Source organism: Nocardioides sediminis (assembly GCF_003047295.1).
Classification (GTDB): domain Bacteria; phylum Actinomycetota; class Actinomycetes; order Propionibacteriales; family Nocardioidaceae; genus Nocardioides; species Nocardioides sediminis.
Genome location: NZ_PZYZ01000003.1, coordinates 208,878 through 232,822 on the forward strand (window position 1 = coordinate 208,878; position 23,945 = coordinate 232,822).

Genomic DNA, 23,945 nt, shown 5'->3' on the forward strand with positions numbered 1-23,945 from the left:
GGTCAGGCGGCCAGCCGGGACAGGGACGGCCCGACGTACGTCGAGCGGGCCGTCCCGCACCGGGGGCAGTGAGCGCCACGGACGTGCTCCACGTCCTGGCCGCACCAGCAGACGTCGGGGGTCCCGCGCAGGTTGCCTCGTCCCTGCGTCGTGTCCGAGATCGTGGGGATGCTGTCCATCGCCCTCACCGCCTGTCCGTGTGGTTGTTCCGTGCTTCCACCGTCCTCCGCGTCGGCGTTGCTCGGACCGGCGCAATGGCCGGGTTCTGGGTGGTCAGTGCATGTGCATGCCGCCGACGGCACCCTCGGCGCGACCCGCGGGCATCCGCACAAGGGCCACCACAGCCACCGCGGCAGCGATCGCCGCCGCGCCGACGAAGCCCCGCGAGAACGCGTCGGCCGCGCCGTCCGGGGTGGCCAGCGATCCGGCCGTGCTGGCGACCGCGGACAGGACCGCGACGCCGAGCGCCGCGCCGACCTCGTGCCCGGTCATCAGGAAGCCGGACGCCACGCCGGCGTGGGAGGCCGGGATGCCGGCCATCGACGTCACCGAGACCGGCACGAAGACCATGCCGACGCCGATACCCGTCGCGACCAGGCCGGGCAGGAGGTCCGAGACGTAGGTGGCGCCCGCGTCGGCCGTGGAGAGGACGCCGGCCGCCGCGCCGACCACCACCAGGCCCGCGGCCGCCACCGTGCGCGATGACAGGTGGGTCAGCAGGTGCCGGGCCGCGACGGTGCCCACCGTGATGGCGAGCGCGAACGGCAGGAACGCGACGCCGGTCCGCAGCGGGGAGTAGCCGAGCACGGTCTGCAGGAAGATCGAGGTGAGGAAGACTGCGCCGACCAGGATGCCGGTGATGCCGAGCATCACGGCCGTCCCCGACACGAGTGCGTCGAGCTTCCACACGTGCGGGGGGAACAACGGCTGGGCGGCGCGTCGCTCGATCCTGAGGAACGCGGCAAGGAGGACCAGCGAGGCGACCAGCCCCGTCACGGTGCGGACCGACCACCACCCGTGGGTGGCGGTGGCGCCCAGGGCGTAGGTGAGGCTGGCGAGGCCGGCGATGACCGTCAGTGCGCCCGGGACGTCGAAGGCTGCGAGACCGGGACGCTCCACGCGCTCGCGGGCGATGACGTGGTGCCCGACGGCGAGGGCCACGAGGCCGACGGGTCCGTTGATCCAGAAGATGAACTCCCAGCTCCACCAGGTCGTCACGGCGCCGCCGACCAGGACACCGGCAGCGACACCGAGGCTGCCCACCACTCCCCACAGGGCGAGGGCGGTCCGCCGCTGTGCGCCGGCGTACGTCGTGGTGATGAGCGAGAGCGCCGACGGGGTGAGCAGCGCTGCGCTGAGGCCCTGGACGGCGCGGGCGGCGACCAGCTGGGTGGCGCTCTCGGCGAACCCGCTGACGATCGAGGCGACCGTGAACAACGCCAGCCCGGTCAGGAACACGCCCCGCCTGGACAGCAGGTCGGCGATCCGACCGCCGAGGAGCAGGCCGCCGCCGGACATCATCACGTACGCCGTGACGAGCCACTGCAGGCTCCCACCCTCGATGTCGAGGGAGCGCCCGATGGTGGGCAGGGCGGTGTTCACCACCGAGATGTCGAGCACGACGAGGACCTGTGCGGCGAGGGCCACGGCGAGCAGGGACCAGGACGCTCGCGGCCCTGCCTCGATGTCGGGGTCGTGCGCGTGGCCGTGCGGGCCGTGCGCGTGGCCGGTGAGCTGGTGTGCGGAGGTGTCGGACACGGGATTCTCCTCAGGTCGGTCGGACGTCGGGGTGGAGCGGTCAGGGGGTCGCCACGGACGCGCCGGTGCGCACGGCGTGGACGACGGAGGCGATCGCACGCACCGACGCGGCGGCGCCGTGGGGGTCCTCGACGACGCCGGCGTGGGTGGCGTCGACCGTTCGGTGGACCGAGTCGATGGACAGGGCCGCCATGCGGTCCTGGGCCTCGCCCCAGCCCTCGGTCCCATGGAGGGACTCCGAGGCGGTCAGCACCGCGAGCGGGCGCTCACCGAGCGTGGTCAGGGCCTGGGCCTGCCGGAACACCTCGGGGACGACAGAAAGCTCGTCGCGACTGTTGCGTGCCGCACGAGGGGAGGACACCCAGGCGTCGACCACTGCCGCATCCGCCGCGGGGAGGTGGGAGCCGGCCAGCGCGGCTCCCAGGCCGAGCCGCGCCAGCGTGGGCATGAGGCCGTAGGCGCGCCGCATGAGGGCGTACTGGACGGGGTAGCTGGGGACGGCGGTGAACTGGTGCGGGCTGGAGCTGTCCAGCAGCACCATCCCGGCCACCGAGTCGGGGTACCGGTCGGCATACGTCATGGCGTAGGGGCCGCCGGTGGAGTGACCTGCCAGGACGAACGGCCCCCGCTCCCCCGCCGCGGACAGCAGGGTGTGGAGGTCCTCGGCAGCTGCGACGCCGTCCTGCGGCGTCGCGACGTCGTCGCTCCAGCCCTGCCCGGCGCGGTCGTAGGCGCAGACCCGGGTGGTGCCGCTGACACCGTCGACGATCCGGGACCACGAGGCCGAGAACTCACCGAGACCGCTGAACAGGACCAGGGTCGGACCGTCCCCACCGCGGCAGTCGAGGTGCAGCCGGTGGTCGCCCACGACGTACGTACGGCCGGGCGCCGGGTAGGACCGCGCCACGTCCCGCGACGCGATGTTCTCCGCGGTGGCGGCGACCGAGGCCGCGACCAGCAGCGCGAGGACGCCGGCGACCAGCCGACGCGCCGTACCGGTCAGGGTCCGTCGCATCCGGAGGAAGGTCCACGCGGCGAGGAGCAGCATCAGCGGGGGCCAGACCCAGCTGAGCGCGGAGAGCGCGGCGTCGCCGGGGGCGGTGGTCAGGAGGACCGCTCCGGTGGCGGTCATGGCCACCGCAGGGACCGTGGCCCAGCCCTGGGTCCGACCGGCCGCGCGCCCGCACAGGAACCGGAGCACCGTCCAGCCGAGCCCGAAGCCCACCAGCGCCGAGCCGGTGGTGACGGCCTCGGTGGCGCCCGGGAGCACCACCATGGTCAGGAGCAGCGCGGCCGCCGCGCCGGTCGCCAGAGAGGCGAGGACGACCCGCGTGAGGCGCGGCTCCCCTGCACCCGCGACGCCGTGACGTCCGGCCGGTCGGGTGGGGTGGTGGACGTGGGCGCTCATGGGCCTCTCGCTCTCGCAGTCGACGGGTGGTGGACTGCTGTCGAGCGTGCGGCGTACGGCGTGCGGTCACCCCGGTCAGATGGCCGGGATGTGCGGGCCCAGGTGTGGCCGGGTCAGGCCAGGTCGAGCCGGGCCAGCTCGCCGCGAGAGGTGACGCCGGCCTTGGCGAAGACGTTGCGCAGGTGGAAGGCGACCGTCCGCGGCGAGATCCAGCACTGGGCGGCCACGTCCTTGTTGGACATCCCCGAGCTGACCAGCTGGGCGATCTTGAGCTCCGTGGGAGTGAGCTGCACCAGCGTCGAGGGATCCCGCTTGCGGGCCGTCTCCCCGGAGGCGCGCAGCTCCTGCTCGGCGCGCGACACCAGTGCTTCCGCGCGCACGTCCCGGAAGGTCTCGAGGGCCCGGCGCAGGTGCTGCCGGGCGTCGACACGACGCTGGCTGCGACGCAGCCAGTCGCCGTACGCGAGCTCGGACCGCGCGACGTCGAGCGGACGCCCGACGTGCTCGGGGTCCGACGTCGCCTCCCGGAAGAGCGGCTCGGACTCCTCGTCCCTTGCGGTGAGGGCGCGCCCGAACGCCACCGTCGCCACCGCCCACGGGCGCCGTGTCGCGCCGGCGAACGCCGCGAGCTCCTCGGTCCACTCCCGTGCGGTCCCGGTCTCCCCGGCACGGACCGCGGCCTCGATCCGCTCCGGCGCGGCCAGCCGCGCGATCACCGGGAGCCGGACGCGGGAGAGGTGGTGGAGGGCGCCGGCGGTGTCGCCCGCACCGGCGGCACGCACGCCCATGGCCCAGCGCGTCAGGTCGTGCACCGGGTCGGCGGTGATCCCCAGCGGGTGGGCGACGACGAGCCGCTCCAGCTGGGACAGCAGGTCGTCGTAGTCCTCGCGGCCCTGCTGGGCCGCGAGGAGGGTGAGCCAGGCGACCGGCAGCGCGGTCATCGCGGGCTGGCCGATGCCCGCGGCGAGGGCGATCGCCTCCTCGGCGCCCACCCGCAGCGCGACATGGTCGCCGGCGACGTAGTGGCCGAAGCCCAGCCGCTGCAGGCAGTAGACCACCGCCGTGGCCGCCCCCGCCTCCCGCGCACGGGAGAGGGCGTAGGAGTAGTACTGCTGCTGGCGGTGGTCGTCGCCCAGCTGGAGCGCGGAGTTCGCGAGGTTCCACAGCACGTCACGGTCGTCGACCTCCTCGCCGATGTCGGAGGCGACGTCGAGCGCCTCCACGGCCGCCGACCACCTCCCCTCCGCCACCGCGGTCATGGCGACCAGCATCTGCCGCAGGCACCGTGTGCGGGGCGACCCGTCCTCGGCGGTGGCGGCGAGGAGCGCGTCCGACCGCAACGGCGTACCGCTGTCGGCACCGAAGGTGCGCATCACGGCGGCCGCGACACCGATGTCCAGCGCACGGACGGGGTCCCGCAGCAGCACCGCGTGTGCGGCGTCGACGAAGATCCGGTGCGCCTCGGGAGCCGATCCCACGTTGACCTCGATGTGGCCGCGCACGCGGGCGACGTCGCAGAGCAGCAGCGGGTCGTCCGTCGCCTCGCGGGCCGCGTCCAGCAGGGCCCGCGCCTGCGCAGCCCGACCGCACGCCCACGCGCTGCGAGCGGCGGCGAAGGTGAGCTGGGCACGACGCTCCGTGTCCGTCGACAGCTCTGCACCACGTCCGTACGCCGCGAGCGCCGCGACGTGGCCCCCGCGCCGTGCCGCCCGAGCGCCGACCTCCGCGAGGGCGCCGGCCAGCTCCTCGTCGGGCCCGTCCGCGGCGTACGCCCGGTGCCAGGTCACGCGGTCCGGCTCGCCGCCCCCGGACAGCGCAGCCGCGAGTGCCTCGTGCGCACGGCGTCGGTCGGTCCCGGACGCTGCCTGGTAGATCGCCGAGCGCACCAGCGGGTGACGCAGCGAGACGGTGGTCGTGTCGTCGACCAGCAAGCCGGACCCGAGGGCACCCCGCAGCGCGTCGTCGTCGAGTCCCGCCAGCGACGACGCACCTCGCAGCACGTCGAGCCGGCCGGTGTCGTCGGCGGCCGCGAGCAGCAGCAGGTGCTGCACCGGGGCGGCGAGCCGGCGGCAGCGGTCGAGGAAGGCGCGCTCGACGTGGACGCTGAGGTGGAGGGTGCTCGGGAGGGCGGCGGACCCGGCGAGCTGGTCCGGCGTGAGCTCCCCGGGCAGCTCGAGCAGCGCGAGCGGGTTGCCCCCCGTCTCTGCGATGAGCCGTTCGGCGACGGCACCGGTCGCGTCCTCGCCCCACCGCCCCGCCAGGAGCGTGCGGGCCGCATCGTCGTCCAGGCCGGTGACGGTGACCTCAGGCAGGCCCGACGCCTCGAACATGTCACCGGTGGCCTCCCGGGCGGCGAAGACCAACGCGACGCGGTCGGCACCCAGCCTCCGGGCGCAGAACAGCAGCGAGCCGGCCGTGGCAGGGTCGAGCCAGTGTGCGTCGTCGACGACGCACACCACCAGTCGTTCCTCGGCCGCCGCCGTCAGCAGGGACAAGGTCGCCACACCCACCAGGAACGGCTCGACGGACGGGCCGTCCTCCTCCCCGAAGGCCACCCGCAGAGCCCGGGCCTGCGGGGCCGGCAGGTCGTCACGCAGGCGGCCCAGGGGACGCAGGAGACGGTGCAGGGCTGCGAACGCCAGCGGCGCCTCGGCCTCGAAGCCCTGTGCGCGCAGGACCGTCGCCTCCCCCGCGTCGGCGACGAGCGCGTCGAGCAGCGCCGACTTCCCGACCCCCGGCTCGCCGCGCACGACGACGCTCCCGGCGGTCCCGTGCCGCGCTCGCTCCACGAGCGCTCCCAGGAGTGCCCGTTCGGACTCCCGGCCGACCAGCACGTCCTGAACGTACACGGTGTCGGACCGCCCCCGGCTGGGGCCGAGACCGGCACTTTGACCGGGGCGACGGCACCCCGTCCGCCCGCAGGCTGGGACCACGTCCGGCGCCCCTTCGCCGCCCGGCGACGAGCAGCCGCAGGAGGCATCCGATGCACCACGACTCCCCCATCGCCCTCGCGCCCTCCGCACCGTGCGGACGGCGGCGACAGATCGGGCTGCTCCTCTTCGACGGCGTCGAGGAGCTGGACGCGGTCGGCCCGTGGGAGGTCCTCTCCCACTGGACCCGGGAGTTCGCCGACGACGGCTGGGAGGCCGTCTGCCTCTCGGTCGACGGAGCGCCCGTCACCGGCGCCAAGTCCCTGGTGCTGGGCGCGCACCACTCGGTCCGGGTCGCTCCCCCGCTCGACGTGCTGATCCACCCCGGCGGGCCCGGCACACGGCCGATGCTGCACGACCCGGGCCACCTGGCCTGGGTCCGGAGCCAGCGCGACTCGGTCCCGCTGATGGCCTCGGTCTGCACCGGGAGCCTGGTCTACGCGGCGGCCGGCCTGCTCACCGGCCGACGGGCCACCACCCACTGGGCGTCGCTCAACCTGCTCTCCGAGATCGACCCGACCGTCGTCACCGACGTCGACGCCCGTTTCGTCGACGACGGCGACCTGGTCACCAGCGCCGGGGTGAGCGCGGGGATCGACATGGCCCTGCACCTCGTGGCCCGGCTCGCGTCCGTCGAGCGCGCCCGCGAGGTACGCCGTCACCTCCAGTACGACCCGATGCCCCCGATCTGACATCCACGCCTGCAACCACTCCGACGAAAGGACTGCCACCATGACCTCGTCCCACGACCTCACCGGCACCGCCACGATGCGTGCGATCACCCAGGACCGCTACGGCGGCTCCGACGTCCTGCGGCTCGCCCGCGTGCCCCGCCCCGTCGTCCGCGACGGGCAGGTGCTGCTCCGCGTGCACGCCGCGGGTCTCGACCGCGGCACCGAGCACCTGATGACCGGCAGGCCGTACGCCGTGCGGCTCGCGTCCGGCGTACGGCGTCCCAGGAACCCGGTGCCGGGCCGCGACGCGGCCGGGACGGTCGTGGAGGTCGGGTCGGGGGTGACCCGCTTCTCGCCGGGCGACGAGGTCTTCGGGGTCGCGCCCGGGTCCTTCGCGGAGTACGCGCTCGCCGACGCGGACAAGCTGGCCCACAAGCCGGTCGGCACCTCCTTCGCCGAGGCCGCGGTGGTGCCCGTCTCCGCCGGCACCGCGCTCCAGGCCCTCACCGGAGCGGGGAAGGTCCAGCCCGGGCAGTCCGTGCTCGTGACGGGCGCGTCCGGCGGCGTCGGCAGCTACGCCGTACAGCTGGCCGTCGACCTGGGAGCCGAGGTGACCGGGGTCTGCAGCGGCGCCAAGCGTGACCACGTCAGGGCCCTCGGTGCCCACCACGTCCTCGACCGCCGGTACGACGACTGGGCAGACGGGTCGCGCCGCTACGACCTCGTCCTCGACGTCGCGGGGAACCCGTCCCTGGGGCGGCTGCGCCGTGCGCTGACCCCGCGGGGGACGGCCGTGTTCGTCGGCGGCGAGGGCGCAGGCGTGGTCACCGGGATGAGCCGACAGCTCCGCGGGGCCCTGCTCTCGCCGTTCGTCGGGCAGCGGCTCGTCCTGCTCGTGGCGCGCGAGCGCGGCGCCGACTACGAACGACTCGGCGAGCTCGTCGCCGCCGGCCGGCTGGTCCCGAGCCTGGACCGGACGTTCCCGATGGAGCGCGCGGTCGATGCCGTCCGGCTGCTGGAGGACGGGACGGTCCGGGGCAAGGTCGCCGTCACGATGTGACGGACGCGCCGGGCCGGCGTACGACGTCAGCCGGGAGGCCGGCTCGTGTCGGGAGGGTTGCCGAACAGGCGATCCAGCATGACGTGCGCCGACACCGCCCGGTGCTTGATCGGTGTGCGGTCGCAGCTGGCGGCCCCCACCAGGGTCTGCGCGATGTCGCGCACCTTCCGGTTGCTGTCGGCCGAGAACGCGCGCAGGAGCGCCCACGCCGTGTCGGCGTCCACGCTGTAGAGCTGCACGAGCACGCCCTTGGCCTGTTCAATCACCGCCCGGTGGTCCACGAAGTCTGCCACCGCCGAGTCCAGCTCGGTGTCGATCACCTCCTGCCGCAGGTCGGTGATGTCGATGAGGTGGCCGATCACGACGGGGTCCCGGCCGCCGTCGTCCAGGTGGCCGGCCGCGATCACGACACGCTCCCTCTCGGTCGCGGTGCGGATCCGGTGCAGGAACGAGAACGGCTCATGCCGTTCGACGACCGCCTCGAGGGTCTCCCAGGCCGGCGCGACGTTCTCGGGGTGCAGGTGCCGCATGACCAGCTCGGTGGTCGGCACGACCTCGCCCGGGGCGAACCCGTGGATGCGGAACATGGTGTCCGACCACCACCACTCGTGCGTGTCGGGCCGATAGGTCCAACGCCCCACGAGCGCAGCCTGCGAGGCGCTGAACGCGCCGCCGGCCGTCCTCTGGGTCATGGACGAATCCTGCCCGCCCGGGGCGCGGCTCATCAACCGCCTCGCACCCGACCTCTTGTCGTGGACCCCTCGCACGGAGTAGAGATCAGGCGTAGGCGTGGCCCGGCCCAGGCACGCTCCAGCTCGGAGGAGGACACCATGTCCACGCAGTCGACCCGCACCCCTGGCTCCCCCACCCCGAGTGGTGGGTCGTCCCGCATGACCCCGAGGTCCATCGCGATCTGGGTCGCCGTCGCGGTCGTGGGAGCCGTCTGCTGGGCGGTCCTCGCGCTGTCCCGTGGAGAGGAGGTCTCGGCACTCTGGATCCTCTTCGCGGCCCTGTCCTCCTACGCGATCGCCTACCGCTTCTACGCCCGATTCATCGCCTACAAGGTGCTCGGCGTGGACGACACCCGCGCCACGCCGGCCGAGCGTCACGACAACGGCCGGGACTTCGACGTCACCCACCGCCACGTGCTCTTCGGCCACCACTTCGCGGCCATCGCGGGCGCCGGCCCGCTCGTCGGCCCGGTGCTTGCCGCCCAGATGGGCTACCTGCCCGGCACGATCTGGATCATCGTCGGCGTCATCCTCGCCGGGGCGGTGCAGGACATGGTGGTGCTCTTCTTCTCCATGCGCCGCGACGGCAAGAGCCTGGGCCAGATGGTGCGCGAGGAGATCGGCGTGGTCGGCGGCATCGCCGCACTGATCGCGGTCTTCGCCATCATGATCATCATCCTGGCCGTGCTCGCCCTCGTCGTCGTCAACGCGCTGGCCGAGTCCCCGTGGGGTGTCTTCTCCATCGGCCTGACCATCCCCATCGCCCTCTTCATGGGCTTCTACCTCCGCCGCCTGCGACCGGGACAGGTCTCGGAGGTCACCGCCCTCGGCGTCGCAATGCTGCTGCTCGCGATCATCGGCGGCGGGTACGTCGAGCAGATGGGCCTCGAGGAGGCCCTCACCCTCTCCAAGGAGCAGCTCACCCTCGGCCTGGTCCTCTACGGCTTCATCGCCTCGATCCTCCCGGTCTGGATGCTCCTCACGCCGCGCGACTACCTCTCGACCTTCATGAAGATCGGCGTCATCGTGCTGCTGGCCGCCGGCCTCGTCCTGGCCGCGCCGACCCTGCAGCAGGAGGCGGTGACCGAGTTCGCGCTGGAGGGCACCGGACCGGTCTTCGCGGGCAAGCTCTTCCCGTTCGTGTTCATCACCATCGCGTGCGGCGCGCTCTCGGGCTTCCACGCGCTCATCTCCTCCGGCACCACCCCCAAGATGGTGGCCAAGGAGAGCCAGGTCCGGATGATCGGGTACGGCGGGATGTTGATGGAGTCCTTCGTCGCCATCAGCGCGCTCATCGCGGCGTCGGTGATCGACCCGGGCCTCTACTTCGCGATCAACAGCCCGGCCGGCGCCACGGGCGCCGACCCGACGACGGCGGCCGAGTTCGTCGCCGGGCTGGGCTTCAGCATCACGCCCGACCAGCTCACCGCGGCCGCCGCCGCGGTGGAGGAGCAGACGCTCATCTCCCGCACCGGTGGTGCCCCGACCCTCGCGTTCGGCATGTCCCAGGTCTTCACCGAGGCGTTCGGCGGCGGCCTCGCCGCCTTCTGGTACCACTTCGCGATCATGTTCGAGGCGCTGTTCATCCTCACCGCGGTCGACGCCGGCACCCGCGTGGGCCGCTTCATGCTGCAGGACACGATCGGCAACTTCTGGCCCCGGTACGCCGACCTCTCGTGGAAGCCCGCCTCCTGGTCGGCCAGCGCCGCGGTGGTGGGCCTGTGGGGCTACATGCTCTACGTCGGCGTGACCGACCCGCTGGGCGGCATCAACCAGCTCTTCCCGCTGTTCGGCATCGCCAACCAGCTGCTCGCCGCCATCGCACTGACCCTGTGCGTGACGCTGCTGATCAAGCACGGCAAGGTGAAGTGGGCTTGGGTGCCGGGCATCGGGTTGGCGTGGGACCTCATCGTGACCATGACCGCCAGCTGGCAGAAGGTCTTCTCCGACAACCCGGCCATCGGCTACTTCAGCCAGCGGTCGCGCTACTCCGACGCCCTGGACGCCGGGGAGGTGCTGGCCCCGGCCACCGACGTCGACCAGATGGAGCAGGTGGTCTTCAACTCCACCCTCAACGGCACCCTGCAGGCGACCTTCGCCCTGCTCGTGATCGTCGTCGTCGCCAACGCGGTGGTGATCTGGGTCCGGGCGATCCGCGCCGGCGGCCTGCCCACGACCGAGGTCCCGTGGCAGCAGTCCCACCTGGTCGCACCGTCCGACTTCTTCGCCACGCCCGCGGAGAAGGAGGCCGTCCGCGAGTGGGAGACCGCCGGGCACGGCTCCGTGCACGGGGGGCACCGATGAGCCCGTCGATGAACGCCGTCAGGCGCGCCGCGACCGCCCTGCGCTGGTACGTCCGCCAGCTCACCGGGGAGGGCAAGTGGGACGAGTACGTCGCGACGTGCGCAGCGACGGGCGAACGGCCGGTGTCCCGGCGTGAGTTCGAGCGTCGCCGGGACCACGAGCGGGAGCACGCACCGGGCGCACGCTGCTGCTGAGCGGCGTACTGGCCCGCACGTGTCTTGTGCCCCTCCCGCCGCGGTGCTTCGCTTGATCGTCAGGGTCGCCCGGGGCAGGGAGCGTCATCATGGCGGGCTCAGCGATGCACACGTCGCCACGACGAGCGGGTCAGCGGGCTGTGGTCCTCGGGGGTGGGATGGCCGGCCTCCTCGCGGTCGCCGCGCTCGCGGAGGCGTACGACGAGGTGGTCCTCGTGGAGCGCGACCCGATGCGGCCCGACCCCGCCCCGCGCCGGGGAGTCCCGCAGGGCCGGCACGTGCACGTGCTGCTCTCCCGCGGGGCGAAGGCGATCGAGACGCTGCTGCCGGGCATCCTCACCGAGCTGACCGCCGACGGCGGGATGACGCTCGACAACCTCAACCAGCTCCACGCGGACATCGACGGCCACGTCCTGTGCCAGGCCGACGCGCCGATGGACCGCGCGCACCTGCAGACACGACCCTTCCTGGAGGCCCACGTCCTCGCCCGGGTCCGAGCCCTGCCCGACGTTCGCATCCTCGACGACCACGACGTCGTCGAGCTCCGCTGGGAAGGCACGCGCGTCGTCGGGGCCACCGTCGTACCGCGCGCAGCACCCGACGAGGACGTCGAGCTGGACGCCGACCTGACGGTGTCGGCGCTGGGCCGCAACGGGCGCGTCGGCGCCTGGCTGACCGACCACGGCTACGAGGCTCCGACGGAGCAGGAGCTGCGGATCGACCTCATGTACGCAACCCGGTTGATGCGGCTCGACGCCACCCGGGTCAACGGCTACCGGGGCGTGCTCGTCGGCGCAAAGCCGTCGCGACCCACCGGGATCTCGCTCCTCCAGCAGGAGGACGACGCGTGGATCGTGACCGTCGAGGCGTTCGCGGGGCACCATCCCGCCACGGACCCCGAAGGCTGGCTGGACGAGGCTGTCCGGCTCACGCCGCCACAGTTCCGGGACGCGCTGCGCAGCGCCGAGCCGGTGACCGACGTCAGCGTGCACCGCTTCCCCGCGAACCTGTGGCGGCGCTACGACCGGCTCCGCGACTTCCCGGAGGGACTCCTGGTCACCGGCGACTCGATCTGCAGCTTCAACCCCGTCTACGGCCAGGGCATGACGGTCGCAGCCCTCGAGGCCGGGCTGCTGCGCGAGCTCGTGCGGTCGGGCACCCACGACCTCGCGCACCGGTTCTTCCACCAGGCTGCCAAGCCGGTCCGGATCGCCTGGGAGGCCGCGGTGGGTGGCGACCTCTCCATGCCCCCCGACGTGGTGCCGGGCCGCCGCACGGTCGTCGTCCGTGCGGCCAACGCCTACCTCGACCGCTACCTGACCGCAGCCGAGCAGGACGCGGTGCTGGCGTTGGACTTCCTGGACGTCACGGGCCTCGACAAGCCGGCCCGGGCACTGGTCAGCCCGCACGCGCTCCGCGCCATCGCGCGGAACAGCAGGAACCATGACCGGGAGAGTGGTCCACGACGGGCGGCGTGACCCGTCCGTGCGACCCGGATCACATCGACCGCGGGATGGAATCGCCGCCCTAGGCGCTTATGGTAGTTGAAGTCTCAACCACTACCCCTCGTCTGGAGACCCCATGTCGTTCTTCCGCCGCAAGCCCAAGACCGCTCCCGCCGCCTCCGCGACCACCGCGGCGCAGACCCCCGCCGTGGCCGTGGCCGACCGCGCCGGCATCGTCACCGGCGACTACGCCATCGACGCCAGCCACAGCCGTCTCGGCTTCTCTGCCCGCCACGCGATGGTCACGACCGTCCGCGGCGACTTCACCGACTTCGAGGGCAGCGCCCGCGTCGACGTCGAGACGCCCGCCCTCTCCCGCGTCGACCTGACCATCCGCACCGCCAGCATCGACACCGCCTCGGCCGACCGCGACGGTCACCTGCGCTCCGGCGACTTCTTCGACACCGAGACCCACCCCGAGATCACCTTCGCCTCGACCGCCGTCGAGCGCGACGGCTCCGAGTGGACCATCACCGGCGACCTCACCATCAAGGGCATCAGCCGCCCCGTCACCATCGGCTTCGAGGAGAACGGCACCGCGGTGGACCCGTTCGGCAACACCCGCATCGGCTTCGAGGGCGCCACCACCATCAACCGCAAGGACTGGGACCTGACCTGGAACGCGGCGCTCGAGACCGGTGGCGTTCTCGTCTCGGAGAAGATCAAGCTCGAGCTCGACATCTCCGCGATCAAGAGCGCCTGAGCCGGCCTCCTCAGGCCCGGACGACCTCGAGCTCGTCCCGCTGGCCGAAGCGCTGCAGGTGGTCGCCGAGCCGTCCGGGCGTCCTGGGGCCCGCCTGTCGGACCTCCTAGTCCGCGGCGGACGCCAGCCTCGAGGCGACCTGGTCAGGGACCCGCTCGTAGCAGGCGAACGCTCGGGTGAACGATGCCGAGCCGTGCGAGAGCGAGCGCAGGTCGGCGGCGTAGCGGCGCAGCTCCAGCTGTGGCACCTGCGCCCGGACCACGACCATGCCCGGCTCGCCACGCGGCTCGCTGCCCAGGACCTTTCCCCTGCGCGCGGACAGGTCCCCCATGATCGTGCCGACCAGGGCATCGGCGACGAGCACCTCCACCTCGTCGATCGGCTCGAGGAGGCAGGTCCCTCCCTGCGTCGCGGCGTCCCGCAGTGCCAGCCCGCCGGCCGTCTGGAACGCCATGTCGGACGAGTCGACGCTGTGGGCCTTGCCGTCGGTCAGCGTCACCCGGAGGTCGACCATCGGACAGCCGGTCCCGACCCCGTGCTGCATCTGGGACCTGATCCCCTTCTCGACCGCGGGGATGAACTGGCGGGGCACCGCACCGCCGACGACGCGGTCGACGAACTCGAACCCACCGCCCTGCGGAAGCGGTTCGACCTCGATGTTGCACACGGCGTACTGCCCGTGCCCTCCGCTCTGCTTGACGTGCCGGCCGTGGCCGGTGGCAGGACCGACGAACGTCTCCCGCAGCGCCACCCGGACCTCGACCTCGTCGACGGCCACGCCGTACCGGGTGGCGAGCCGGTCGATCAGCACGTCCGCGTGGGCCTCGCCCATCGTCCACAGCACGATCTGGTGGGTCTCCTCGTTGTGCTCGATCCGCAGGGTGGGGTCCTCGGCAGCAAGCCGCTGGAGCCCGGAGCCGAGCTTGTCCTCGTCGCTCTTCGTCCGGACCTGGATCGCCACTGGCAGCTGTGGGTCGGGCACCTGCCAGGGCTTCAGGACCAGGGGCGTGTCGACGGAGGCAAGGGTGTCGCTGGTCTCCGCCCGGCTGAGCCGTCCGACGGCGCACAGGTCGCCCGCGGTCACGACCGGGACTGTGCGCTGGGACTTGCCCAGAGGGACGGAGAGGGACCCGATCCGCTCGTCCTCGTCGTGGTCTGGGTGGCTCGAGGTCGGGTCGCCCCGGTCCGCCCACGCCGAGCGGTGCCCGGACACGTGCACCGTCGCGTCCGGCACGAGGCTCCCCGAGAACACCCGGACCAGGCTGACCCGTCCGAGGTAGGGATCTGTCGTCGTCTTGATGACTTCCGCGACCAACGGACCGGACGGGTCGCACTCGATCGCCGGGCCGGGGCGGCCCGACGGTGTGAAGACCGTCGGCATCCGGTGCTCGAGGGGTGAGGGGAAGGCGGACACCACGAGGTCGAGCAGCTCCGTGGCTCCGACGCCGGTCGTCGAGTCGACCGGGACGACGGGGTGCGTCGATCCCCGCGCGACGGCGAGCTCCAGGTCCCGGAGGAGGAGCCCGGGGTCGATGGGTTCGCCGGCGACGTAGCGCTCCATCAGCGTCTCGTCCTCGGACTCCTCGATGATCCCCTCGACGAGCGCCGCTCGCTGCGCCTCGTGCTCGTGGTCATCGGTGATCAGGCCGACCACGCGTCCGCCCTCGTGGACGTGGACGGGCAGGACCCGTCCGCCGAAGGCGTCCTGCGCCTGGGCCACGACAGCGTCGACGTCGGCGCGCGCGTGGTCGAGCTTGGTGACGACGACCACCCGGGGCATGCCCACGTCGGCGCACTCGCGCCAGAGCGCCCGCGTCGGCTCGTCGACCCCCTCGTTGGCGGCGATGACGAACAGCGCACAGTCCGCAGCCCGGAGGCCGGCTCGCACCTCGCCCACGAAGTCGACGTACCCGGGGGTGTCCAGCAGGTTCACCTTCACGCCGTCGTGCATCAGCGGGGCGAGGGCGAGGGCGACGGAGCGCCGTTGACGGTGCTCGACCTCCTCGAAGTCACACACCGTGGTGCCGTCCTCGGTGCTGCCGGCCCTGTTCAGCACCCCGGCCTCGACGAGCAGCCGCTCCACGAGGGTGGTCTTGCCCGCACCCGCTGCCCCCACGAGCACGACGTTGCGGATCGCCTCCGGCCGGGTCGCGACCGGGGGTCCCGCCTGGCTTCCGTTTCCACCGGATTCCCTGCTCACCGTGGCGGCTCCTGCTCACTGTTTGCGACGTCGGAGGAGTGTGAGTTCACTGTCGCCCGGTTGCTCCCGCGAGGCAAGCGTCTAAGGTCCGGAGGCATGGCAGCGCTCGTGCTTCGTGTCCGGCTCATCAGCGGTGACAGCATGGATGTCACGTACGACGACAACGCGGGAAGCGAGAGCGAGGTCGTCGACCACGTCGTGACGACGCTGTCGCAGGAATCCGGCGTGCTGCGCTGCAGGCACGGTGATCGGCTCGTGGTGCTGTACGCACGGGGTGTCGCCACCGTGGAGGTCGCGCCCCGAGGCGCCGTCCTCTAGCTGTGGTGCCCACCCAGCTCTGGGGCCTCGGCTGAGCACGGCGCCCCTGCTCCGGCGGCGCTCCACGGCGCCGGCCGCGGCACCCGAGCCTCGAGGAGGTCGACCTCGGCACGCATGGCCGAGCTGACCCGGCGGAGGAGCACCTGCACCCGGTCGGCGTGCCACTCGTAGGCCGCCACCTCCTCGGTGACCTCGAACAGGTCCCTGGAGAGCCGGTCGCGGGTCGCCTGGTAGTCCGCCAGGGCCACCGCCTCCGCCGATCCATCCAGCACGGCCAGGAGCGCGTCGGTCAGCAGCTCTGCGTCCCGCAGCGCGTCCGTCATGCCGTGCGTGGTGATCGGATCCTTGAAGTAGCCAGCGTCCCCGACCAGCGCCCACCCGGGTCCCCAGGACCGGCGTACGTGACCGGGCGTCCCTGCCCACCCCCGGATCCGGCCACCGGGGCGGCCTCGGTCCCGGACGTTCTCGGCCACGGCCCCGCCGACGATGCCCAGCAGGGCGTCGAACGCCGCCTCCGCACCCTGCCTGCGCAGTCGCCGGACCCGCTCGGGCGTGCTGGACACGAAGACGCAGCACTCACCACCGTTCGTGGGGATGACCCCGGCCGCCGCCCGTCCGCCGTACGCCCACTCGTAGCCGCTCGCCCCGCACCCGGGCACGTAGCGGTAGAGCACGGCGCTGGCGGCCCGGCCCTGCACCTCGACCGGCGCGTCCACGGCGCGCGCCACCATCGACGAGATCCCGTCGGCGCCCACGGTGACCGGCGCGGTGATCGGCACTCGTCGGCCGTCCGTCGCTCGCGCCACCACGCCGGTGACCCGCCCGTGCCCGTCCCGCAGCAGCGCGGTGACATGCGTCTGGTGCAGGACCTCGGCACCTGCCTCGGCCGCTGCGTCGACCAGGATCGTGTCCAGCACGTGGCGTCGCGGCGCATAGAGCGCGTCGACGCCGGTCGAGGGACGGATCGAGACCTCGACGGGCCGGCGGCCCTCGTGGTGGAAGGTGGTCCGGCACACGGGTGGGGTGCCGGCCGCCACCAGGCGGTCCAGCAGGCCCCAGCGAGAGAGCTGCAGCACCCCGGCCCGCATCAACGCGTGGGTGGAGACGGTGTCGCTGCAGCGCCGCCCGCGGTCCACGAGCGCGACGCGAGCGCCCGCGCGTGCCAGCAACAGGGCCGTGGAGGCTCCCGCCACCCGGCCACCCACCACGACCACGTCGTAGTCCGTCATGCCGCCTCCCTCCCATCGACCGGGTCGGGCCGGTCGCTGGTCGAGCGTGCCGGCGCGACCGGCGGGCGCGAGCCGGTGAGGAGGTGGTGCACCACGGCGTGTGCGTCGTGACGCGCGCCGTCGATGAACCCCGAGTCCCTGCGGTGCTGGAACCGCTGACCGACGACGTACAGACCCGGCGCCTCGGTGACTCCCCGGTACTGCCGGAGCACGCCGTCCGAGCGGAGGCCGGGCACGTGGAGCCAGGTGTGGTCGGGCCGGAAACCGACGGCGAGCACGACGGTCCGGATCCCCTCGGCACCCAGGTGCAGCCGACGCGGTCCCCTCGGGTCCGTGAGCGGTCGCGGACGGTACGCCGGGCGCACCTCGCTCTCGAGCCCCGTCCGCAGGACGTGGGCGTCGACGTCGTCCAGGACGCGGTGCATCACCCGGTCGGCCGCCGCGACCGTGTCGGACAGGTCGTCGGCGAACAGGGCCGTGCTCCCGCGCAGCGACTCCAGCCGGCCGGCGAGCCGGGCGCCACGCGCCCGCAGCACGGCGAGGTCCAGGGTCTCGGCGGCCTGGGTCGCGGGACGCCCGACGAGCTGCAGCGACGGTTCACGTCGTGCCGCCGCAGGGTCCCGGACCTCGTCGATGGTGCGAGCGGTCCGGCCGGTGCCCTCCAGCCACCAGAAGATGTCCATGCCGCGGTAGCGGCGCGGCATCCGGGTGTGCCTCCCCACGGCCACGACGACGTCGCGGCCGGAGCGGAGGAGCTCGTCGGCGATCTGCACGCCCGACGACGAGGCCCCGACCACCAGGACCCCGCCCGCCGGCAGCTGCGCGGGGTTCCGGTAGGCGCTGCTGTGCACGACCCGGAGATCCGTGGCACCGATCGAGTGGGGCACCACAGGCCGCCCGTGCGGCCCGGTGGCCACGACCACGTGCTTCGCCAGGTAGGTCCCACGGTCGGTGACGACGGCGTACTGGTCGAGGCCGCACCGACGGACCGAGAGCACGGTGGTGCCGCTGACGACGGGCGCGGCGAACGACTCGGCGTACCGGACGAGCAGGCTCGCGAACGCCCGGGCTGACATGAAGCCCTCCGGCTCCGGACCGTCGTAGCGCCAGTGCGGCAGACGCGTCATCCAGCTCGGGGTGAGCAGGTGGAGGGAGTCCCAGCGCTCGGTCCGCCACCGCTCCCCCACCCGCCCGCGGTCGAGCACGACGTGGTCTCGCCGGGCCTCGCTCAGCAGGCGGCTGACGGCGAGGCCGGCGTGTCCGGCACCGATCACCACGGTGTCGACACTGAGGTGGTTCATCGTGGGCCCTCCTCGGGTCCTGGGTGCGGGTGGGGGTCGCGGGTTCAGCCGGTGACCACGTCGATGACGACGGGGGTCGGGTTGGTCAGCGCGTCGTAGACCGCCGAGCGCCGCCGGGACTGCTCGACCAGGCCGCGCAGGGTCTCCTCGTCCGCGTCGCCCTCGATGTGGAAGGTGACCTTGACCTGCTCGTAGCCGTTGCGGACGGTCCCGTCGGACATCCCGAAGATGCCGAGCAGGTCGATGTCGCCCTGGACGGTCGAGGAGACCTTGTGCAGTCGTACGCCGCGGGCTGCCGCGACGTTGGCGACACCGGCCGTGAGGCAGGCGGCGATGCCGTGGAGGAGGTACTCCACGGGCGTGGGGCCGTGGTCCTGGCCGACGAGGACGGCCGGGTGGTCGGAGTCCACGGCGGTGACGGACCTGTGCTCCATCTCCTGGGTCGCCCCGTGGAAGTCGCTGAACTCCGACCGGCTGTGGGTGCCGCCCTGCCACGAGTTGCGGGCGCGGAACTGGAACCGGGCGATCTCGGGCTGGGCCTTGACGGCGTCGAGCGTGGCGAACAGGGTCGCGACGTCCACGCCGTTGGTCTCCGAGGGGTTGGTGGTGACGGTCATTGCGGTGATCCCTTTCATGGGGTCGGCGCCGGACGGTCCGGCGCCGCGGTCAGTGGGTGGGGTGCGGCGGTCCGCCGGCGGCTGACGCCACGGCGGGATCGCGCCAGACGACGGCCGTGCCGTCGAGCACGGTGTCGCCGTCCTGGTTGGTCACCGACGTGGCCAGGTGCGTCACGGGCTTGTCGTCACGGGCCTCGACCACCGTCGCCCGGGCGGTGATCACGTCACCGGGGCGCACCGGGGCGAGGAAGCGCCACGCGACCTCCAGGAAGACGCTCCCGGGCCCGGGCAGCTGCTCCGCGACCAGGGCGTTGAGCAGGCCCGAGGTGACGCCGCCCTGCACCACCACGCCGCCGAAACGGCTGCGACGGGCGAGGTCCTCGTCGTGGTGGACCGGGTTGCGGTCCCCGGTCATCTGCGTGAACAGCTCGATGTCCCGCCGTGTGACGGAGCGGGTGCGGTGGGCGACGGTGCCGATCTGCGGTGCGTGCATGGCCGGAACCGTGCCGGGCGGACCTTCCCGCGACCTTCCCCGCGGCCGTGCGGTCGGGGAAGCGGCCGGGAAGACCACCCGTCGACCGTGGGCCTCCGACACGAGCGCCGCCCGTGACCGCACGGGTGGCCGACACAGGGAGGACCCCCGAGATGCACCACGACTACGTGATCATGGAGCTGGCGCGCCAGCGCGCCCAGGAGCTGGCGTCGGTCGACACCCCCGAGCGCCGCATGCGGCGCGAGGCGCGGCGCGCCCGGTCGCAGCGTCGGCGCCGGTCATGGCGGTGAGCACCGCGGTCGCCGACCGGCCGGCCATGTCGCGGGCCGTCACCGCTTCGCGATCGGGCGTATCCTGCCGAGGCAGGCGAGTCGAGGACGAGCGAGAGCGGCATGGACGTCCGCATCACCCTGCTCGGGAGGTTCGAGGTCAACGTCGACGGGGTTGCGATCCCCGCCGACGCGTGGGCCCGCCGCCATGCGGCGGGCCTGGTCAAGCTCCTCGCCCTCGCCCACGGACGCCGTCTCCATCGTGAGCAGGTCATCGAGGCCCTGTGGCCCGGCACCTCCGCCGAGGCCGCACTGCCACGCCTGCACAAGGCCGCCCACTACGCCCGCCGCGCACTGGGCGGCGACGAGTCCTCGACCGTCGTGCTCCGGCACGACCTCGTCACGCTGCTGCCCGATGCCCGCGTCACCGTCGACGCGGTCGAGTTCCGCCGGCTGGCCGAGGCGGCCTTGGCGACCCGCTCCCGCGACGACGCCGTCGCCGCACTCGCCCTGTACGACGGGGAGCTGCTGCCCGAGGACCGGTACGACCCGTCGATCGGGGAGCAGCGCGACGCCCTGCGCCTGCTCCACCTCGACGTGCTCCGGCTGCTCCACCGGTGGCAGGAGGTGCTGCAGCACGAGCCCGCCGATGAGGAGGCGCACCTGGCACTGGTCCGTGAGGCCGCGGACCGTGGCGACGTACGAGGCGCACTCAGACAGCTGGAGCGGATGGAGCAGTCGTTCCGACGGGAGCTCGGCACCGCGCCCAGCACGGCAGCGGAGGACCTGCGGCGGTCGCTGACCGGAGCGCTCGGAGCGTCCGGCACCGCGGACGTGGCGCCGGGCGGTGCACGGGCTCCTGCCCAGGTCCGCCTCGTCGCCCGGCGCCGGGCGGGCGACGAGATCAGGCAGCGACTGGAGCAGGCCGAGGCCGGCCGCGGAAGCACGGTGCTCGTCACCGGTCCCCCGGGTGTCGGCAAGACGGCGGTGCTCGACCTGGCAGTGGCCATGGCTCGTCGCCGAGGGTGGCTCGTGGGCCGCGGCACGGCCTCGGCGGTCGAGGGACCGTGGCCCTACGCGTCGGTCCTCGAGGCGCTGGGCGACCTGTGCCGGCGCGCCCCGATGCTCCTCGACGGCCTCGACGACCAGTTCCGTGCGGAGATCGAGCGAGCGATGTCCGGGACCGAGGTCAGCTGGTCCGGGGAGAGCGCGCACCAGCGCCTCTTCGTCGCCACCGCAGAGCTGGTGCGGCTCGCCGCGGCAGGGCACGGCGTGCTCCTCGTGGTGGACGACATCCACGAGGCGGACGAAGCCTCGCTGCGCCTGCTGCACTACCTCGCGCGCTGTGCGGTGAGCGGCCCGGTCGTCCTCGTCCTGGCCCATCGTGCCGAGGGCACCGAGACCCTGCGAGCGGTGACCGCGAGCCTCGTGGCGCGCGGCATCGGTTCCACTCTGCCGATCGCCCCCCTGGACGACAGGAGCACCCGGCGGCTGATCGCGGCCGAGGCACCGGGTCTCGACGAGGCGACCGTGAGCCACATCTGCTCGGCGAGCGGTGGCCTTCCCTTCTCCGTGCTCGAGCTGGTGCGGACGGCGGTCGACGGCAGGCCCGGGGAGATGGGCCTCGGCCTGCCGCCGGCGGTGGAGCGCACGTTCGGCCGGGTCGCGGTGCTGGGCTCGACGTTCACCACCGACGAGCTCGTCGCCGTGGCCGGGGTGGACGAGCAGGAGGCCTATCGCCACCTGGACGTCGCGACGTCGGCACTCGTGGTGGAGCCGACCGACGCCGGCCACCGGTTCCGCCACGCCCTCGTCCGCGAGACGTTGCTCGAACGGATGCCGGCGTCCAGGAGGATCGAGGCACACCTGGAGGTGGCGCGACAGCTCTCGCGCCTCGGCGCGGCACCGGCGCGCGTCGCGCACCAGTACCTGGCCGCCGGACGCGCGGACCTGGCCGTCCCCCACGTCCTGCCGGCCGTGGAGACCGCGGGCGCGCTCGGCGCCTACCGCGACGCCCTGGCCCTGGTCGACGCCGTGGGCGAGCACGCCCGCGGCGCGGAGCGGGCGCACCTCCTCGCGCGCCGCGGCGACCTGCTGATGGCGCTCGGGGACCCCGGCGCGGTCCCCGCCTACCGCGAGGCGGCGTCCGCCACCACCGGCACCGAGCACCGGCTCGTCCGGGCCAGGCTGGCACGAGCCGCGTGCTTCGCCGGGGAGCTCGACACCGCAGAGGCGGCGCTCGCCGGGCTGGAGCTCGAGGGCGACGCGGCAGACGGCCCCGTCCTGCTGGCCAGGGGGAACCTCGCCTACTTCTCCGGTGACGTCGACGCTGCCTGGGAGGCCGCGGCGGCTGCGCGGCGGGTGCTGCTGACCCCGGAGGACCCCTGGCACTACGTCGACCTCGTGGCGTTGCAGGGTCTCATCGCGCACCAGCGCGGGGAGTGGTTCGAACGGTTCCGGCTCGAGCTGCGACGTACGAGCGGCAGGCCCGGTCTCGCGACCGCCCTGTTCGACGCGCACCTCTGCGTGGCCGAGTACCTGCTGTACGGACCGGTGCCCTACGTCGAGGTCGTCGCCCTTGCCGAGGAGCTGCGCGCCCGGGCCGTCCGAGCGGGCGCCCTGCGAGGCGTGGCCTTCGCCACCGCCCTGATCGGCGAGGCCGCGCTCCTGATGGGCGACCTCGAGCGGGCGGAGCGAGAGCTGCTCGAGGCGGTGGACCTGCACCGGGACGTGGACGCCGCGGCGGGAGAAGCACACAGCCTGCAGCGACTGGCGGAGGTACGGCTCGCCCAGGGCCGCCCCGAGGAGGCACAGGCCCTGCTCCAGCACGCCCTCCCCCTGGCGCGCTGGTCGGTCATCAGCATGCACCTGCTCCAGCGCATCTACGGGACGATGATCGCCGCCGCACCCGACCCGGTGGCCGCGCGGGCGATGGTCGACCGGGCCGAGGCGACCCTCGGGGACCCGGACTCCTGCCCGTTCTGCGACGTCATGCTCGCCGTGCCCGCCGCGATCGCGTGCGCGTCGGTCGGTGACGTCGACGCGGCGGAGCACCACCTCTCCGTCGCCACGGTGTCGGCGTCCCGCTGGGAAGGAAGTGCCTGGGAGGCTGCGGTGCTCGAGGCGCGTGCACACGTCGCCCGGGCCCGGGGAGACCACGACGAGTTCGCGCGTTTCATCGGCCGGGCCGCCACGTTGTTCGGAGCGGCCGGTCAGCCACGGGATCGTGAGCGCTGCGAGCGCGCCCGAGAGGTCGCGGCGGTCCCGACCTGAGGCCGCCGCAGCAGACCGAGGTCGTCGACAGCGTCGCCCGTCACGACTCAGTCGCCGCCCAGCTCGGCCACCCGGGCGAGCGCGCGCGGGAGCACCGGGTTGGCGTCGCCCTCCCGCGTCGCGACGACGAGGTCGATGCCGGGCGTCCCGACCAGCGGCACATAGACGACGCCGGGGACGTTGAGGGCGGAGGTCGGCTCGGGCACGACGGCCACGCCCATCCCGGCGGCGACGAACGTCACCAGCGTCGAGGTCTCCGCCACCTCGTGCCGGACCGCAGGAGCGAGGCCGACGTCGGCGAAGAGCTCGTGGACCAGCGAGCTCATCATCGAGCGCCCGCCGCCGGCGTGGACCACCAGGCCCTCGCCGGCGAGGTCGGCGACCCGCAGCCGCTTGCGGGCGGCGTACCGGTGCTCCTGGGGCAGCGCGACCAGCAGCCGCTCGCGCCGGACGTCGCTGACGGCGAGCCCGGTCGTGTCCGGCAGCTGCCGCAGCAGGGCGAGGTCCAGGGTCCCGTCGCGCAGGGCCGCGGCCTGCTCCGGCGACAGCATCTCCCCACGGAAGCCGAGCTCCACGTCCGGCAGCTCGCTGCGCAGTGCCTTGGCCAGGGCCGGCAGCAGGGAGTAGGTCGCCGACCCGACGCACCCGACCACCAGGCGCCCGGTGCGCCCGGCGGCGATCCGGCGTGCCACCTCCCCCGCCGCGTCGACCGCGGCGAGGATGTCACGGGCGTGGTCGAGGTACGCCGCTCCCGCCGGCGTCAGGTCCACGCGCCGGGTGGTGCGGGTCAGCAGCGTGACGCCCAGCTCCGCCTCGAGCTGGCGGATCTGCTGGGAGAGCGGCGGCTGCGCCATGTGCAGCCGCTCGGCCGCCCGGCCGAAGTGACGTTCCTCGGCGACGGCGACGAAGTAGCGGAGGTGGCGCAGTTCCATCCACTCATATTCGCAGAGTGTGAGTGCACTACAGCTACGATCCGCG

At 73.4% G+C, this 23,945-nt stretch carries 20 protein-coding genes; 9 read left to right on the forward strand and 11 right to left on the reverse strand.

Features of this window, described 5'->3' with window-relative positions; translation table 11 throughout:
* Window positions 1-2: 2 nt before the first annotated feature.
* The 4 genes from DAI17_RS09870 to DAI17_RS09885 form a co-directional block, all read right to left on the reverse strand.
* On the reverse strand, window positions 3-179 hold the full coding sequence (locus tag DAI17_RS09870; RefSeq protein WP_159081458.1) for a hypothetical protein: 177 nt from the start codon (window positions 177-179) through the stop codon (window positions 3-5).
* A 94-nt stretch (window positions 180-273) separates the two neighbouring features.
* Window positions 274-1,758 (reverse strand): MFS transporter, encoded by a 1,485-nt coding sequence (locus DAI17_RS09875; RefSeq protein ID WP_199905044.1) that lies wholly within the window; start codon window positions 1,756-1,758, stop codon window positions 274-276.
* Window positions 1,759-1,798: 40 nt separating this feature from the next.
* Window positions 1,799-3,166: an alpha/beta hydrolase gene (locus tag DAI17_RS09880; RefSeq protein WP_107772754.1), complete on the reverse strand. Its 1,368-nt coding sequence runs from the start codon at window positions 3,164-3,166 to the stop codon at window positions 1,799-1,801.
* 113 nt (window positions 3,167-3,279) lie between these two features.
* Complete coding sequence (locus DAI17_RS09885) at window positions 3,280-6,000, reverse strand: helix-turn-helix transcriptional regulator (protein ID WP_107772755.1); 2,721 nt, start codon at window positions 5,998-6,000, stop codon at window positions 3,280-3,282.
* Between the two features lie 149 nt (window positions 6,001-6,149).
* On the opposite strand from DAI17_RS09885, the gene DAI17_RS09890 reads away from it, so the two are divergent.
* Window positions 6,150-6,788, forward strand: a complete 639-nt coding sequence (locus DAI17_RS09890) for a DJ-1/PfpI family protein (protein WP_107772756.1) — start codon at window positions 6,150-6,152, stop codon at window positions 6,786-6,788.
* Between the two features lie 40 nt (window positions 6,789-6,828).
* Window positions 6,829-7,830, forward strand: coding sequence for an NAD(P)-dependent alcohol dehydrogenase (locus tag DAI17_RS09895; RefSeq protein ID WP_234412428.1), 1,002 nt, complete (start codon window positions 6,829-6,831; stop codon window positions 7,828-7,830).
* A 26-nt stretch (window positions 7,831-7,856) separates the two neighbouring features.
* Here the strand turns inward: DAI17_RS09895 and DAI17_RS09900 are convergent, their stop codons facing one another.
* Window positions 7,857-8,522 carry a PAS and ANTAR domain-containing protein gene (locus DAI17_RS09900; protein WP_159081459.1) on the reverse strand — a complete coding sequence of 222 codons (666 nt, stop codon included), beginning with the start codon at window positions 8,520-8,522 and terminating at the stop codon, window positions 7,857-7,859.
* 198 nt (window positions 8,523-8,720) lie between these two features.
* Here DAI17_RS09900 and DAI17_RS09905 point away from each other — a divergent pair, with 198 nt between their 5' ends.
* The 4 genes from DAI17_RS09905 (at window position 8,721) to DAI17_RS09920 (ending at window position 13,267) form a co-directional block, all read left to right on the forward strand.
* On the forward strand, window positions 8,721-10,865 hold the full coding sequence (locus DAI17_RS09905; protein WP_107772758.1) for a carbon starvation CstA family protein: 2,145 nt from the start codon (window positions 8,721-8,723) through the stop codon (window positions 10,863-10,865).
* 8 nt (window positions 10,866-10,873) lie between these two features.
* On the forward strand, window positions 10,874-11,059 hold the full coding sequence (locus DAI17_RS09910) for a CstA-like transporter-associated (seleno)protein (protein WP_107772759.1): 186 nt from the start codon (window positions 10,874-10,876) through the stop codon (window positions 11,057-11,059).
* Between the two features lie 104 nt (window positions 11,060-11,163).
* Entirely contained in the window at window positions 11,164-12,537 is a 1,374-nt protein-coding gene (locus tag DAI17_RS09915) for an FAD-dependent monooxygenase (protein WP_267894723.1), read from the forward strand.
* A gap of 103 nt (window positions 12,538-12,640) precedes the next feature.
* Window positions 12,641-13,267, forward strand: coding sequence for a YceI family protein (locus tag DAI17_RS09920; protein WP_107772761.1), 627 nt, complete (start codon window positions 12,641-12,643; stop codon window positions 13,265-13,267).
* Window positions 13,268-13,373: 106 nt separating this feature from the next.
* Here DAI17_RS09920 and DAI17_RS09925 read toward each other — a convergent pair whose 3' ends face one another.
* Window positions 13,374-15,467 carry an elongation factor G gene (locus tag DAI17_RS09925; RefSeq protein ID WP_107772762.1) on the reverse strand — a complete coding sequence of 698 codons (2,094 nt, stop codon included), beginning with the start codon at window positions 15,465-15,467 and terminating at the stop codon, window positions 13,374-13,376.
* 96 nt (window positions 15,468-15,563) lie between these two features.
* On the opposite strand from DAI17_RS09925, the gene DAI17_RS09930 reads away from it, so the two are divergent.
* On the forward strand, window positions 15,564-15,785 hold the full coding sequence (locus tag DAI17_RS09930; protein WP_107772763.1) for a hypothetical protein: 222 nt from the start codon (window positions 15,564-15,566) through the stop codon (window positions 15,783-15,785).
* Here the strand turns inward: DAI17_RS09930 and DAI17_RS09935 are convergent.
* The 4 genes from DAI17_RS09935 to DAI17_RS09950 are packed head-to-tail and all read right to left on the reverse strand — an operon-like array spanning window position 15,782 to window position 19,425.
* Window positions 15,782-17,014 carry an NAD(P)/FAD-dependent oxidoreductase gene (locus DAI17_RS09935; RefSeq protein ID WP_107772764.1) on the reverse strand — a complete coding sequence of 411 codons (1,233 nt, stop codon included), beginning with the start codon at window positions 17,012-17,014 and terminating at the stop codon, window positions 15,782-15,784. The two genes, DAI17_RS09930 and DAI17_RS09935, sit on opposite strands and share 4 nt — an antisense overlap.
* Window positions 17,011-18,315, reverse strand: coding sequence for a flavin-containing monooxygenase (locus DAI17_RS09940; RefSeq protein ID WP_107772765.1), 1,305 nt, complete (start codon window positions 18,313-18,315; stop codon window positions 17,011-17,013). The genes DAI17_RS09935 and DAI17_RS09940 overlap by 4 nt, the downstream gene beginning before the upstream one ends.
* Window positions 18,316-18,359: 44 nt before the next feature.
* Window positions 18,360-18,932: an OsmC family protein gene (locus DAI17_RS09945; protein ID WP_107772766.1), complete on the reverse strand. Its 573-nt coding sequence runs from the start codon at window positions 18,930-18,932 to the stop codon at window positions 18,360-18,362.
* 49 nt (window positions 18,933-18,981) lie between these two features.
* Complete coding sequence (locus tag DAI17_RS09950; protein WP_107772767.1) at window positions 18,982-19,425, reverse strand: MaoC family dehydratase; 444 nt, start codon at window positions 19,423-19,425, stop codon at window positions 18,982-18,984.
* 152 nt (window positions 19,426-19,577) lie between these two features.
* Here DAI17_RS09950 and DAI17_RS20955 point away from each other — a divergent pair, with 152 nt between their 5' ends.
* Together DAI17_RS20955 and DAI17_RS09955 are read left to right on the forward strand one after the other, a co-directional pair.
* Window positions 19,578-19,715 carry a hypothetical protein gene (locus tag DAI17_RS20955; protein WP_159081461.1) on the forward strand — a complete coding sequence of 46 codons (138 nt, stop codon included), beginning with the start codon at window positions 19,578-19,580 and terminating at the stop codon, window positions 19,713-19,715.
* A gap of 102 nt (window positions 19,716-19,817) precedes the next feature.
* The gene (locus DAI17_RS09955; RefSeq protein ID WP_107772768.1) at window positions 19,818-22,967 is read left to right on the forward strand and encodes an ATP-binding protein; all 3,150 of its coding nucleotides are present in this window, start codon (window positions 19,818-19,820) and stop codon (window positions 22,965-22,967) included.
* A gap of 47 nt (window positions 22,968-23,014) precedes the next feature.
* Here DAI17_RS09955 and DAI17_RS09960 read toward each other — a convergent pair whose 3' ends face one another.
* On the reverse strand, window positions 23,015-23,899 hold the full coding sequence (locus tag DAI17_RS09960; protein WP_107772769.1) for a LysR substrate-binding domain-containing protein: 885 nt from the start codon (window positions 23,897-23,899) through the stop codon (window positions 23,015-23,017).
* Window positions 23,900-23,945 lie beyond the last annotated feature (46 nt).

Bases quoted from the DNA above. Each gene is read 5' to 3' on its own strand.
- DAI17_RS09955 (WP_107772768.1), top strand. From the start codon at position 19,818: ATGGACGTCCGCATCACCCTGCTCGGGAGGTTCGAGGTCAACGTCGAC.
- DAI17_RS09950 (WP_107772767.1), bottom strand. From the start codon at position 19,425: ATGCACGCACCGCAGATCGGCACCGTCGCCCACCGCACCCGCTCCGTC.
- DAI17_RS09940 (WP_107772765.1), bottom strand. From the start codon at position 18,315: ATGAACCACCTCAGTGTCGACACCGTGGTGATCGGTGCCGGACACGCC.
- DAI17_RS09880 (WP_107772754.1), bottom strand. From the start codon at position 3,166: ATGAGCGCCCACGTCCACCACCCCACCCGACCGGCCGGACGTCACGGC.
- DAI17_RS09915 (WP_267894723.1), top strand. From the start codon at position 11,164: ATGCACACGTCGCCACGACGAGCGGGTCAGCGGGCTGTGGTCCTCGGG.
- DAI17_RS09910 (WP_107772759.1), top strand. From the start codon at position 10,874: ATGAACGCCGTCAGGCGCGCCGCGACCGCCCTGCGCTGGTACGTCCGC.
- DAI17_RS09900 (WP_159081459.1), bottom strand. From the start codon at position 8,522: ATGACCCAGAGGACGGCCGGCGGCGCGTTCAGCGCCTCGCAGGCTGCG.
- DAI17_RS09930 (WP_107772763.1), top strand. From the start codon at position 15,564: ATGGCAGCGCTCGTGCTTCGTGTCCGGCTCATCAGCGGTGACAGCATG.
- DAI17_RS09870 (WP_159081458.1), bottom strand. From the start codon at position 179: ATGGACAGCATCCCCACGATCTCGGACACGACGCAGGGACGAGGCAAC.
- DAI17_RS09935 (WP_107772764.1), bottom strand. From the start codon at position 17,014: ATGACGGACTACGACGTGGTCGTGGTGGGTGGCCGGGTGGCGGGAGCC.
- DAI17_RS09960 (WP_107772769.1), bottom strand. From the start codon at position 23,899: ATGGAACTGCGCCACCTCCGCTACTTCGTCGCCGTCGCCGAGGAACGT.
- DAI17_RS20955 (WP_159081461.1), top strand. From the start codon at position 19,578: ATGCACCACGACTACGTGATCATGGAGCTGGCGCGCCAGCGCGCCCAG.
- DAI17_RS09890 (WP_107772756.1), top strand. From the start codon at position 6,150: ATGCACCACGACTCCCCCATCGCCCTCGCGCCCTCCGCACCGTGCGGA.
- DAI17_RS09895 (WP_234412428.1), top strand. From the start codon at position 6,829: ATGACCTCGTCCCACGACCTCACCGGCACCGCCACGATGCGTGCGATC.
- DAI17_RS09945 (WP_107772766.1), bottom strand. From the start codon at position 18,932: ATGACCGTCACCACCAACCCCTCGGAGACCAACGGCGTGGACGTCGCG.
- DAI17_RS09905 (WP_107772758.1), top strand. From the start codon at position 8,721: ATGACCCCGAGGTCCATCGCGATCTGGGTCGCCGTCGCGGTCGTGGGA.
- DAI17_RS09920 (WP_107772761.1), top strand. From the start codon at position 12,641: ATGTCGTTCTTCCGCCGCAAGCCCAAGACCGCTCCCGCCGCCTCCGCG.